The sequence below is a fragment of the Streptomyces sp. NPDC014676 genome (assembly GCF_043084105.1).
Lineage (GTDB): Bacteria > Actinomycetota > Actinomycetes > Streptomycetales > Streptomycetaceae > Streptomyces.
On record NZ_JBIBZI010000026.1, the window covers coordinates 38,365 to 50,935 of the forward strand.

Consider the following 12,571-nt stretch of genomic DNA (forward strand, 5'->3'; position numbering starts at 1 on the left):
CGGAGAGCGATCAACTGCACTGGCTTGATCGCATCGCTCGCCCGCCGCCGGCGTCTCCTCACGGACAACCCACAGACACCTCTCCCCCGTCCTAGGTGACGCGAGGGGCGCCCGAGACCGACGGGACGTCTGCGCACGGGGTTTGAGGAGAGGACCATTGATCCGTGCCCGGCGAATATGTGTGACCGCCGTGGCGGTGCTGGCGGCCCTGGCGGGCTCGCCCGGACCGGCACAGGCCGAACAGCCGTACACATCGGGTCCGTCGAGCACGACGGACGACCATCCGCTTCCGCCGGGGTGGCGGATCGACGGGGAGGGCGGGGCGCGTGAGCTGGTCTGGCGTACGCCGAAGGCCGTGCCCATGGGGGACGCTCGGGTCGAGTTCCGTACCGGGGACCGGCTGCTCGGGGCGCCGAAGCCGGCGAGGGACGGGAAGACCTTCCGGCTCGCCCTCGGCGGGACGCCGCCCGGACAGCTGACGGACCTCCGAGTGACGGCCGCGGGGCGTCGGCTGGACGCGGCGGCCGACGACACGCACGGGTCCGGCTCGCGCGTGGCACGGATGCCCGCGCAGGCGCCGGCGAACGGCGTCGATCCGGGCAGGCCCGGCTCGTACCGCACGGTCACCGGGGAGTACGACCTCGACCCGGTGCGCCTGCCCGGGTTCGACACCCCGGTGGAGATGACCGCCGAGGTGGTGGCGCCGAAGGGTGCCGCCGGCAGCCGGCCGCTCGCACTGTTCCTGCACGGCCGACACGGCACCTGCTACAAGCCGGGCTCCGAGGACGACGTGACCGGCGACTGGCCCTGCGCGGACGGCTACAAGCCGATCCCGAGCCACCTGGGTTACCTACGCGACCAGCGACTGCTGGCCTCCCAGGGATATGTGACGGTGTCGGTCTCGGCGAACGGCATCAACGCCCAGGACTGGCAGGCCGAGGACGCCGGCGCGCAGGCGCGTTCCTCGCTGGTACGGCAGCACCTCGCCCGCTGGGCCGACTGGACCGCCCATCGCTCCTCCGCCCCGGCCGTCGTACGCGAGGCGGCGAAAGCGGACCTCTCCCGTGTCCTGCTCGTCGGCCACTCACGCGGTGGCGAGGGCGTCAACCGGGCCGCCATGGACAGCCTCTATCCGCCGCCGGCCGCCGAGGACGGCTACCGCGGCCCGGTGCGCTGGAAGGTGCGCGGGACCGTGCTCATCGGACCGACGATCTTCGGCCAGAACCCGGTCGCCGACGTGCCGTCCGTGACGCTGCTTCCGGGCTGCGACGGCGATGTGTCGGACCTGCAGGGCGAGAACTTCGTCGACGGGACGCGCGGGATCAGCCGGGGCACGGCCCTGCACAGCGCGGTCTACATGGTCGGCGCCAACCACAACTACTTCAACAGCGAGTGGACCCCGGGTGAGGCCGTCGCACCGGCCGGGGACGACTTCTGGACCGACCCGGAGCAGCCGGACCCGGTGTGCACGCCGGGTGCCGCGACCCGGCTGACCGCCGCCCAGCAGCACAAGGCGGGCGCCACGTACATCGCCGCCGCGGCCCGGCTCTTCCTCGCCGGGGACGACCGGGTGCGTCCGCTGCTCGACGGTTCCGGCACCCGGGCCCCGTCCGCGGACCCGGCCCGGGTGCTGACCCACGCGGTCGGCGGCCGTCGCAGTAGTGGTTTCCTGCCGGACGGCAGGATGAAGGTGACCGGAGCCCGGCTGTGTTCGGCGGTCGACCCCGACCCGGCCGCGGCCTGTCTGGACCCGGAGACCCCTGGATCGTCACCGCACTTCGCGTGGTGGGAGACGGAACAGGAGACCGGCCGCAGCGCGGTGGACCTGAAGTGGTCCGCGCCGGGCACGGCCGCGCGCATCACTCCGGCCGAGCCGCTCTCCCTCCGCGGCTCCCAGAAGCTCGCGCTCCGGGTCTTCGTACCGCCGAACACGACCGGCACGAAGTTCGACGTGTCCGTCACCGACTCCTCCAACCGCCGGGTGACGCTGGGTTCGGTCCGGGTGGACGGGCTCCCGGGCTCCGCGAGCACCGCCTCCTACTGGGCTCGGGAGCTGCGCGTCCCGCTGTCGGCCGCGACCCGGGCCGGGCTCGACCTCAGGCATGTCAAGTCCCTTGAGCTGACACCCCGTTCGCAGTCCGGGCGGGCCTGGCTGATGGACGCCTGGGGCTGGGCGCCCGGCACCTCGGCGGTGAAGGCGGCCGCACTGCCGCGTGTCGACGTGGGCCGCACGATCGTCGAGGAGGGCGACTCGGGCACCCGCACCTACCGGGTCCCGGTCGAGATCTCCGGGCACGGCAGCGGGCAGGTCCGCGTGTACGTCCTCGACCCGGACAGCGGCCGGACCGAGAACCGCCTCGTGACCGTACGGCCCGGCAGCGACACGATCGACGTGCCGGTCGAGGTGAAGGGCGACACGGTCTACGGCTACGACGTGGAGCACGACATCGCCGTCAAGGCCGTCCACAACGCCGTCGTCGGCAAGCACCGGGGCGGGCTCACCGTCGAGAACGACGACCCCGAGCCGGTGATCACTCTGTCGCCGGTCGCGGACCGGGTGACCGAGGGAGAGACGCTGACCTGGCGGTTGTCCGTGGATGCGCCCCTGGCGGTGGACCTCTGGCAGCCGGTGCGGGTGCTTCCGGTCACCGAGGGCGCCGAGCTGTCCACCAAGGACGTGGACCCGCAGTGGCTCATGGACTGGTCCGGTGACGTGCCCGATCCCGAGCGGCCGCTGTCCGACGCGAACCTGTGGGTGTGGCTGAACATCCCGCCCGGGAGCACCGGCGTGGACTTCGTCGTGCCGACCGTGCGGGACCAGGTCGCCGAGCCGGCCGAGTCGATGCGCCTCGCACTGACCGACGACAACGCCGAGCCGCTGCCCGATGGGCCGGTGCTGACGGGGACGGTGCTCGACAAGCCGTAGGCACGATGCACGAGGGATCGTGAGCGCCCTCTTGTGCGGGGTCCGGCCTGTCCGGGCCCCGCGCTTCACAAGGTCACGCGGATCCCGTCCGGCCCGCCGTCCTTCGGATTCGTCACCGGTGGAGTAACGCCCCCTGGGCACATCAAAAGCCCAGGAACGGCGCACGCCGCAAACCCGACCGGCTGTATCAGCAGCCGGTGAAGCGGCGGCCGAGAAGCCGGTTCCTCCCGCTCGTGAGCACCGGCATCATGGTCATCGGTGGGGTCGTACGCGAGAGGACGAGAACGAGTACACCGTCGTCCTGGAGCGTTACCACACCGTCCTTGATGAGTTGTCCGCCGGTCCCGTAGACGCCGTCTACGCTCTTGGCATGCAGCGCAGCGATGTCACGCGGGACGACGGCACATGGGTGGGCCTGTCCTTGGACGTACGGGGCCGCCGCCGGCCGGAGCTGTGCGTTTTCAGCGCGGGGCCGCGGCTGCTGATCTCCCAGTCGTCGCGGCCTGTGCTGCTCGCCGTCGTCGAAGAGCCCCTGCAGGGCGTGGACTTCCGGCGCACCGATGAATACCGCTCCTTCGTTCCACCGCTGCGCGCCGACGTGGGGCGTGCCCTGTCGGGCAGTCCGCAACGGTGGGCTCACCGCTTCGCGCGGTACCTCATCGGCTCCCCGGGCAGCCCGTTGCACGAGGGCCGGTGGCTGCTCTCGTGCGAGAGCCCGCTCCCGCGCCGGCGCCACGCTGCCACTTCGCATGCCGAGCACTGGAGCTCGATGCTCGTCGAGGGCCATCCGGACGGATACATCGACTGGTTTCTCCACTCCACATCGTTCGAGGTCCTGCCGTTGCGTCCCCTGCCCGGTCCGGGCGACAGCCGGGTGAAGGCGTACCGCAAGCAGGTCCGTGAGGGGACGCTCCCACCCGTTCTGCTGTGGTGGGTCAGTGGTCTGGACTGTCATCTGGTCCTGGACGGTCACGCACGACTCGCCGCGGCGATCGCCGAGTCCAGCGCGCCTCCGCTGCTGCACCTGCACCGCACGGTGCCGCACGACGACCTGCCCGCACGCATCGATGACGCCGTGGGCTTCTACGAGGACGAACTGGCACGCTTCGCCGGACTCCGCGCCCTCCACGGTCCCACCGTCCCGGACGGCACCGCCACCGCCGGCCCACAGCTCGCCCGCCGCCTCCACGACCTGGACACCGCGAAACAGCCGACCTGGGCCTGGCCCCTGCCCGGAGGGGAGGACCGGTGGCGTCACATCGCACGCGAGGTGACCACCGGCAGGGGCCGGCTCCGTACCTGAGCCCTGCCGGGCAGCCGGGGACGCACGGCGGGGCGCTGTGAGTGACGCGGCGCGTCCGGGGGCTGTCCGTCCATGCCGGTCGTGGGCCGACGCGGCACTCGGCCGGGCACCGTCACAGCGCGGCGGGGAGGGGCGGCCTCGCCCGCGTGCCGGATCGCCCCGGCCATGATCCCTGTCGCCTCGTACCACCCCGCGTCCCCGCCGCACGGGGCGGCGGCCGCCCGTGACCGTCCGGGAGCGTGGCCGCAGGAGGCCGGCGTGCGTTCCGGTGTTCCCTGCCGGTGGCTCCTGGACCCGGCGGCCGCGTTCGTCGGGAGCCCTGGGATCTCAGGGCTCCCGCGTGAGCGGCTTTGCCTGGCGTCAGTGTGCGAACTTCTCCCTGGCCGCCTGGGTGACGGGGGTGAAGAAGTTGACGAGGTTGCCGTCGGGGTCGCGGAACAGCAGCGACCGGTTGCCCCAGGGCATCGTGGTGGGCTCGTTGACGAAGTCGGTGACGATGCCGGTCAGGTTCCGGTGAACGCGGTCCACGTCGTCGACGAGGAACTCGGTGATCACGCTGTGGTTGTCCGCCGGGCGGGCGGAGCCCGGGGCGAACAGCGGGACGGTGCGGGTACCGGCGATCGCGAGGGTGGCGCCCGAGGTCCTGAGTTCGGCGAAGTCCTCGGTGGCCCACGTCGCCCGCGCTCCTGTGGCGCGCTCGTAGAACTCGACAAGGCGCGCGACGTCGCCGGTGATGATGCGGATCGAGACGAAGTCCATGGGGGTCTCCTTGCTGTGCTGGAAGCGTGCACCGCGCAGGCCAGGAGAGATAGTGGACGGAATCGGTCCTGTATCCGCGTTACGCTGCGAACATGCCTCACCCCACCGGCCGCGTGCTGACGCTCCTGGAACTGCTGCAGTCGGGCGGCACCCGGACGGGGGCCGAACTCGCCGCCCGGCTCGGCGTCGAAGGGCGCACCGTGCGGCGGTACGTGGACCATCTGATCGACCTGGACATACCCGTGGAATCGGTGCGCGGCCGCTACGGCGGGTACCGGCTCGCTCCCGGGTACCGCTTGCCGCCGCTCATGCTCGGTGACGACGAGGCGCTGGCCGTGCTGCTCGGCCTGGTCGCCGGCCGCCGGACGGGACTGACGACGGCGGAGCGCGCGGCGAGCGAGACGGCGGCGGCGAAGATCCGGCGGGTGCTGCCCCAGCACGTCGCCCGCCGGCTCGACACGCTCCTGGAGGCTCTCGCCTTCACGGACCGACCCGGTGAGTCCGACCCCCCGGACGCCGGTGTCCTGCTCACGATCGCCGACGCGGTACGCCACCGCCGACCGGTCTCGATCCGCTACACCGACCGTGACGGACGGCGCAGCGAACGCACGCTGCACGCGTACGGGATCGTCGCCCATGCGGGCCGGTGGTACGTCACGGGCGAGGACGCCGGGATCGGCGAGGACCGGATCTTCCGGCTCGATCGCATCGTGGACGCGAGGCCCCTGCCCGGTTCCTTCGAGGCGCCCGCCGGCCCCGGTCCGGCAGAGCGCGTGCTGTCGGCGTTCGCCACGGCCGAGTACCGGCATGAGGTGACCTTGCGGATCCACGGGACGGTCGAACAGGTCCGCGCCCGTCTTCCCGCCGGTGTCGCGAGCCTGGAGGAACACGATCCCACGGCAGGCCGGGACCGGACGGCCGAGCGCTGGCTGCGCGTCGAACTGCGGGTGGAACGGCTCGACTGGCTGCCTCCGGTACTCGCCTCACTCGACCGGCCGTTCGTCATCGAGCGCCCCGATGAACTGCGCCACCTCGTCACCGCGCTCGCCGATCGCCTTGCGTCCTGCGCTCGCCGAGCCTGACCGCGGGGAACCGATGTGCGGGCGGCGCCGCGCCGGACGCGTCCCGGGCCGCAGGAACCGGGCCGCGACACCCGGCGAACCCCGCGGCACATATCGAGGACCGCTGTGGGGAACCGCGTTCGTCCACGTCGTCCTCGGCGCCCCCTCCCCCGTCGCGTACGCCGAGATCCGCGACGACGGGGCAGCCGCCACCGCAGTCGACGTCCTGCACCACGCGGCGGCCCGGTCAGCCGCCCGCGGCGTGGCCGTCGAGCGGGTCCTGACCGGCAACGGCCCGGCCCACCGCTCCCGGCACTGGACCCGGACCCGCACCGAGCCCGGCATCACGCCGGAGAAAACCCGGCCCTACCGGCCCGGTCCCCTCACCGCAAGCACCGACGTTCCCGGGCAGTACACCTAGACTCGCTCCACGGCGCCCGGCGGCTCGAAGGGAAAACGTTTCGGTGCACATGTACGACAACCCTGTGATCAGCGGGTTCCACCCCGATCCGAGCGTGTGCCGGGTCGGCGACGACTACTATCTGGTGTGCTCCAGCTTCGAGTACTTCCCCGGGCTGCCGCTCTTCCACAGCAAGGACCTCGTGCACTGGGAGCAGATCGGCAACGTGCTCGACCGGCCCGGACAACTGCCGCTGCCCCTCCCCGGCGCCAAGGCGTCCGGGGGCCTCTACGCCCCCACGATCCGCCACCACGACGGCCGTTACTGGGTCATCAACACCAATGTCGACGGTGGCGGCAACTTCGTCGTCTCGGCCGAACGGCCCGAGGGGCCGTGGAGCGACCCGGTGTGGATCGACCTGACCGGGATCGACCCCGACCTGGCGTGGGAGGAGGACGGCACCTGCTGGTGCGCCTTCTCCGGCCCTGAAGGAGGCATCAACACGGCCAGGATCGACCCGGTCAAGGGCGAGGTGCTGGAGGGGCCCTTCGCCACGTGGTCGGGCAGCGGCCTCAAGTATCCCGAGGCGCCGCACCTCTACCGCATCGGCGACTGGTGGTACCTGCTGATCGCGGAAGGCGGCACGGAACGCGGCCACAGCGTGTCCGTCGCCCGCGGCCGCTCACCACGCGGCCCCTGGGAGGGCGCACCCGCCAACCCCCTGCTGTCGCACAGCGGTACCGCCCGCTCCATCCAGAACACCGGCCATGCCGACCTGGTGGAGGCTCCCGACGGCAGCTGGTGGATGGTGCTGCTCGGCGTCCGCCCCCGCGGCTTCACGCCCGACGTGCACGTGCTCGGCCGCGAGACGTTCCTGACCCCCGTGGAGTGGGACGAGGACGGCTGGCCCGTCGTCGCGCCCGTTCCCGAGAGCCACGCGGCCCCGGGCGGGGCCTGGCATCCCGTTCCGGCCCCGCCCGCCCGCGACGACTTCGACGGGCCCGCTCTCGCGCCGCACTGGATCTCGCCGTTCGCCCGCCCGGAGGGCTCCTGGTCGCTCACCGAGCGCCCCGGCCGGCTGGTCCTCAACGCCACCGGACCCACCCTCGACCGTCCCGGGTACACCTTCGTCGGCCGCCGTCAGCAGCACCACGACTGCCGCGTCACCGCCCTGATCGACCCGGGTACGGGACGCGGTGGTCTCTGCGTACGCCTGGACGAGGCCCATCACTACGAACTGGAGGCCGGGGGCGGGGAGGTCGGCGTCGTCGCCCGGATCGGACCGCTGCGCCAGACCGTGGCCCGCCGGCCGGTCCCGGCCGGGCCGCTGCCCCTCACCGTCACGATCCGGACGTCGGGCCTTGTGCCCGCGTCGCCCGAACTCACCGACGGCGGCACCACGGGCCCCGACACCATCGCCTTCTGGCTCGACGATCCCGACGCTCCGGACGCCCGGCCGCTCGCCGAACTGGACGGGCGCTACCTGTCCACCGAGGTCGCCTGCGGTTTCACCGGCCGTGTGATCGGCATGTACGCCACCGAGGGCGCGGTCGCCTTCGACTGGTTCGAGTACGCCCCGGCGCCGTCCGTGTGACGCCCGGTGTGCGGGCGGGCGCCGCGCGTCGGCGGGGGCGGCGTCCCCTCACGGTCTTCCCGGACGGTCGACGTGCTCCCTGGCCTGAAGTCCGGGGTTCCGGCCCGGGCCGGCTGACCCTTCCGGGGGCTTCACCGCGCTGTGCGGGCACGGGTGCCCGTCTTACCGGCGCTCCACCGGCGTTCAGGACCTCCGCCCGCCCGGCGGCGATACGGCGCCCTTGAAAGCGCCGTCCGGTCTCGGAGGCCCGCGTGGGTGTGGAGCGCACGCCGAGGGCCCAGGTCGCGGACGCTGTGGCCCGAAGTGGCCGGTACGACGACAAGGGGGCGCCCGGTGTCGCACCGGGCGCCCTTTCGCGGGCGCTCAGGGGCGGGCGCCGGGCTTGTCGACGACGCCCCAGGCGGCGCGGGCGCTGACCATCTCCCCGTCGCCCCCGCTCTCCCCGAGGTAGGCGTAGCTCTCGGGATCGAAGAAGATCTCCTGCTTGCTCTGCCGGCCCGAGGGCGTCCTCTCGGTGTAGGTCACGCTTACGCCGATCGCCGCGCGGCCGAGCGGGTCCTTCACACCGGTCGTCACCCGGGTGCCGGGGATCTTCGCGAGAGCCCGGAACAGGCCCGCCCGGACGTTCGGCGGGATCAGCACGGACCGGTACAGGACGTCGATCTCCCGCCAGTCGCGCTGTGCGCGCGTCTCCCCCTCGACGGAGCCGATGGCGTGCTCCTCGCGGATGCGTTTCATCATGCGGTCGGGGTCGCTCGGCAGGGTGGCGAGGAAGCGGTGGAACTGCCGCTGGGAGCGGTCGTCGTACCCCTCCTTCCGCCACTTCTCCTCCTGGTTGGGGCCGTACCAGACCTGGAGCTCGTCCGGGTCGAAGTCCGAGATGTCACCGGCCGGGGGGATGCCGGGCAGATTGGCGTGTCCGGTACCGTCCCAGCGGGTCCACTCCTCGCTGCTGTGCGGCTTGCCCTGGAGGAAGACGGTGCTCTTCTCGTACACCCACTGCTTCGGGCCGGGTTCGGTGCCGCCCTGCTTCTCGACGGTCGCGGCGGCCAGTTCGAGGGCGTCGGCGGAGGCGCCTGCCGACAGCACCCGGGGGCCCTTCCCCGCGGAGGCGCGGGTACTGTCCTCGGGCAGGGTCGCGACGATCCCGGCGGTCACGGCGAGGACCCCTGCGGTGGCGGCACCGACCAGGACCATCCGACGCCCGGGATGGGCGGCGCGCTCAGGGCGGGTCTCCCGCCGGATCGCCGCGGTGAGCCGGGCCCGCGGCGCGGTGAGCCGGTCGGCGTCGGGAAGGGGTACGTCGGCGCGCACGCCGCGGAGTTCGGAGAGCTCGTTCATGCGGGGTCACTTTCATATGTGCGAGCTTCGATGAGGGGGCCGTCGGCCACGCCGGTGGCGGTACGCAGTTTCCGGCGGGCGCGGTGGAGACGGGAGCGGACCGTGCCGACGGGAATGTCGAGGGCTTCGGCGATCTCCTGGTAGCCGAGGTCGGCCCAGGCGAAGAGCAGCAGGACGTGCCGGTCGCCCGCGGAGAGACGGGCCAGCGCCCCGGCCAGTGGGCGGGCGGCGGCCTCGGCGGCGAGGCGGTCGTCGGCGGAGTCGGTCCAGCTGTCGGCGACCGGGTCGTGGCCGGTACGGGCGAGCAGTCTCAGCGCCCTGACCTCCTCGCGGCGGTGCCGGCTGATCTGCTTGGCGGCGATGCCGTACAACCAGGGCCGGACGCCGGCGCGGGCCGGGTCGAACCGGGCCCGTATCCGGAAGGCCGTCAAAAACGTCTCGGCCGTGACGTCGTCGGCCGCGTCCCGTCCGAGCCGCCGGGCGACGTACTGATGGATCGCCGGGGCGTGACGGTCGAAGAGCGCCGCGAAACGCTCGGGTTCCTCGAGTGAGGCCGCGATGAGCTCGGCGTCGCCGCCGGCCAGGTCGGTCATGGACAGTCCGTCCGTCGGTGGGGTCGGTGGGTGTCAGGATGGTGGGTGGTCACACCCTGTACTTGCCGAGTCGCCGCGAACGGGTTCACGCCGCCGCCTCAGGCGCCGTACGCCTCATGACACCCGTTCGATGAAGGAACACGGACCAGGTGGCCGGGTACGGCGTGGGGGAACGGCCGTCTGCCGAGGCCGGCCCTCGGGAGGGCACCCTGGCATTGGATCTCAATGGTCCGAGGAGAACGTCCAGGTGGGACGGGAGTCTCCGTATCCGGCGCGGTTGACCTCGCTGTTCCGTTGTTCCGTGAACGAGAGTGTCATGCCGGGGGCCGGACCCTCTACAGCGGTTGTCGTCCGGCAAACCCGCCGCCGGGGTCGTCGGCCAGGGCGAGGCGGGCGGTGATGCGTTTGCCCACCGGCTCACGTCGCACCTCGAAACCCTGGGCGACGGCCATCACGATCTCCAGGCCGTGCTGGCCGACCCGGCCGGCGTCCGCGGCCCGGGCGATCGGCAGTACCGGATCGGAGTCCCACACCGACACTTCCACCGTGTCACCGGCGATGCGCAGGTCCATCAGCGCCGGACCGGGAGCGTACTTACGGGCGTTGGTGACCAGCTCACTGACCACCAACTGCGTCACATCCATCGCACGCCGGGAGACCGGCAGGCCGTACTCGGCCTGCACCCGGGCAAGAAAGCCGACGGCCAGGTGACGGGCCTGGGCAATACTCACCCCGTCCCCGTCCCCGTCCAGCACGAGCGTGGCCTGGATGGCCCTCTCCCCCGGCGCAATACCGTCCCCACCCACGGGCACTGCTGCCATCCCCGCCACCCTCACTGCACTGTTCACCACCCAGCGCGCATACCCGCCCGTGCGCGGCACACACCCGCGCCCCTCCCCCGACCGCCCGCACCGTCAAGGCCCGTGCCCGTACCGTGCAGGACAGCACCGCAGGCACGGCCCGATGTGCCAGTATCACCCATATGACCGAGGAGCATATGACAGACGCACAACCCACCGAGCAGGCGCCGCGCCCCGGCAGCGGGCTCTCGGTCACCGCCACCACCGCCCACGACGCACGCGTCCTGACACTGGCCGGCGAAATCGACCATGACACCGGTGAGACGCTCCGCCATGCCCTGGGCCTCTCCCTCACCGGCCGGCCCCGCATCGTGGCCGACCTGCGGCAGGTCACCTTCATGGACTCCAGCGGCATCAACATCCTCCTCACCGCCCACCACACCGCCACCGCGGCCGGAGGCTGGCTACGACTGGCCGCGCCCACCCCCGCCGTACTGCGTACCCTGCAGATCGTCGGCATCGACGAGGTCATCGGCTGCCACCCCACCCTGCGAGACGCCCTCGGCGGCTGACCGTTGTCGCCGTCATGACGTATCGTCGGAACACATTTCACCTGCCGGAACGAGCATGATGGAGACAGGACGAGCGAGCCGCAGGGGATGCCGCTGTTCCGCAGCCCCAGTGCCGACGGGTGTGTGAGACGTCCCGTGAACCGCCCGCGTCCTCCCTGCCTCGATGGCACGGCCCATGGCCGGACGTGGGGACTGGTGCGGCCATACCCACGGTGCCGGGCGCACTCGCCTGCGCGGTCTCCAGGGGTGCTCTTCGTGTGAACAACGCCGCACGCCGACATGGTGATCACGCGGTGGGGGAAGTGGGTGATGGCCATCCGTTATATGTCGAAGGTGGCATGGGGGCACCGCCGGCTGTCGTCATCACTCACTGCTGCCGGCGTCGCACACGCCCTTGATCACACGATCGGCCACCTCGTCAGGGCCGGTCCACAGGACTTGACGATGGCTCGCGGTCGTACCGTCGAACCCGTTGCCGAGGAGGGTTTCCGATGCGCAGAGTGACCTATTCGATGGGCGTCTCACTCGACGGCTACATCGTCGGGCCGGACGGCGGCTTCGACTGGACGGCGCCCGACGAGGAGGTCCTCCGCTTCTGGATCGACGAGATCCGGGAGGTCGACGTTCACCTGATGGGACGACGGCTGTACGAGACGATGCTGTACTGGGAGACCGCCGACCAGGATCCCTCGCTCGACGACGCGTCGCTCGAGTGGGCCGCGATCTGGAAGCCGCTTCCCAAGGTGGTGTTCTCCACCACGCTGTCGGCGGTGCGGGGCAACGCCCGTCTGGCCTCCGGCGGCCCGGCGGAGGAGATCGGGCGGTTGCGGGCCGGGCCGGGAGAGGGCGACATCGCGATCGGCGGCGCGACCCTCGCCGCCGAGGCGGCCGCGTCGGGACTGATCGACGAGTACCGGATCATGGTCTACCCGGTGCTGGTGGGCGGTGGTATTCCGTTCTTTCCCCGGCACGAGCGCCGGGTGGATCTCGAACTCGTGGAGACCCGCGCCTTCGGCTCGGGAGTCGTCCACCTCCGCTACCGCGTGGCGCACTAGGGTCCGTCTTCAAACGGATCTTGCCCAGAGCAGGAACGACGCGAGTGTGACCGCTGCTTCGTAGGAGGTGGCGGTCTTCTCGTATCTGGTGGCAATGCCGCGGAAGCCCTTGAGCCGGTTGAAGCAGCGCTCGATCATGTTGCGCCGTCGGTAGGTTTCCCGGTTGA

The 12,571-nt window shown here is 71.9% G+C and carries 11 protein-coding genes and 1 pseudogene; 7 read left to right on the forward strand and 5 right to left on the reverse strand.

The annotated features are described in order from the left end of the window. Positions 1-181: 181 nt before the first annotated feature. Both ACF1DX_RS37670 and ACF1DX_RS37675 read left to right on the forward strand, forming a co-directional pair. Complete coding sequence (locus ACF1DX_RS37670) at positions 182-2,926, forward strand: hypothetical protein (RefSeq protein ID WP_391795653.1); 2,745 nt, start codon at positions 182-184, stop codon at positions 2,924-2,926. A 370-nt stretch (positions 2,927-3,296) separates the two neighbouring features. Continuing rightward, complete coding sequence (locus ACF1DX_RS37675; protein ID WP_391795654.1) at positions 3,297-4,229, forward strand: hypothetical protein; 933 nt, start codon at positions 3,297-3,299, stop codon at positions 4,227-4,229. Between the two features lie 360 nt (positions 4,230-4,589). Here ACF1DX_RS37675 and ACF1DX_RS37680 read toward each other — a convergent pair whose 3' ends face one another. Next, positions 4,590-4,988 carry a VOC family protein gene (locus ACF1DX_RS37680; RefSeq protein ID WP_391795655.1) on the reverse strand — a complete coding sequence of 133 codons (399 nt, stop codon included), beginning with the start codon at positions 4,986-4,988 and terminating at the stop codon, positions 4,590-4,592. A 92-nt stretch (positions 4,989-5,080) separates the two neighbouring features. On the opposite strand from ACF1DX_RS37680, the gene ACF1DX_RS37685 reads away from it, so the two are divergent. From ACF1DX_RS37685 to ACF1DX_RS37695, 3 genes are read left to right on the forward strand one after another with little or no spacing between them, the layout of a single operon-like run. After that, positions 5,081-6,070, forward strand: a complete 990-nt coding sequence (locus ACF1DX_RS37685) for a helix-turn-helix transcriptional regulator (protein ID WP_391795656.1) — start codon at positions 5,081-5,083, stop codon at positions 6,068-6,070. A 13-nt stretch (positions 6,071-6,083) separates the two neighbouring features. Continuing rightward, on the forward strand, positions 6,084-6,470 hold the full coding sequence (locus ACF1DX_RS37690) for a hypothetical protein (RefSeq protein WP_391795657.1): 387 nt from the start codon (positions 6,084-6,086) through the stop codon (positions 6,468-6,470). Positions 6,471-6,519: 49 nt separating this feature from the next. Next, positions 6,520-8,043, forward strand: a complete 1,524-nt coding sequence (locus ACF1DX_RS37695; protein WP_391795658.1) for a glycoside hydrolase family 43 protein — start codon at positions 6,520-6,522, stop codon at positions 8,041-8,043. Positions 8,044-8,406: 363 nt separating this feature from the next. On the opposite strand, the gene ACF1DX_RS37700 is transcribed toward ACF1DX_RS37695, so the two are convergent. From ACF1DX_RS37700 to ACF1DX_RS37710, 3 genes are all read right to left on the reverse strand, one after another. Continuing rightward, positions 8,407-9,384, reverse strand: coding sequence for a CU044_5270 family protein (locus ACF1DX_RS37700; RefSeq protein ID WP_391795659.1), 978 nt, complete (start codon positions 9,382-9,384; stop codon positions 8,407-8,409). Continuing rightward, the gene (locus ACF1DX_RS37705) at positions 9,381-9,977 is read right to left on the reverse strand and encodes an RNA polymerase sigma factor (RefSeq protein WP_391795660.1); all 597 of its coding nucleotides are present in this window, start codon (positions 9,975-9,977) and stop codon (positions 9,381-9,383) included. Before ACF1DX_RS37705 ends, ACF1DX_RS37700 begins: the two co-directional genes overlap by 4 nt. 335 nt (positions 9,978-10,312) lie before the next feature. Beyond that, a complete protein-coding gene (locus ACF1DX_RS37710) occupies positions 10,313-10,798 on the reverse strand; it encodes an ATP-binding protein (RefSeq protein WP_391795661.1) in 486 nt (161 codons plus the stop codon). A 176-nt stretch (positions 10,799-10,974) separates the two neighbouring features. Here ACF1DX_RS37710 and ACF1DX_RS37715 point away from each other — a divergent pair, with 176 nt between their 5' ends. Both ACF1DX_RS37715 and ACF1DX_RS37720 read left to right on the forward strand, forming a co-directional pair. Beyond that, the gene (locus tag ACF1DX_RS37715; RefSeq protein WP_391795662.1) at positions 10,975-11,349 is read left to right on the forward strand and encodes an STAS domain-containing protein; all 375 of its coding nucleotides are present in this window, start codon (positions 10,975-10,977) and stop codon (positions 11,347-11,349) included. A 491-nt stretch (positions 11,350-11,840) separates the two neighbouring features. Beyond that, positions 11,841-12,404, forward strand: a complete 564-nt coding sequence (locus tag ACF1DX_RS37720; RefSeq protein WP_391795663.1) for a dihydrofolate reductase family protein — start codon at positions 11,841-11,843, stop codon at positions 12,402-12,404. Between the two features lie 9 nt (positions 12,405-12,413). Here ACF1DX_RS37720 and ACF1DX_RS37725 read toward each other — a convergent pair. After that, positions 12,414-12,571: pseudogene (locus ACF1DX_RS37725) on the reverse strand (IS5/IS1182 family transposase); the annotation flags it as partial.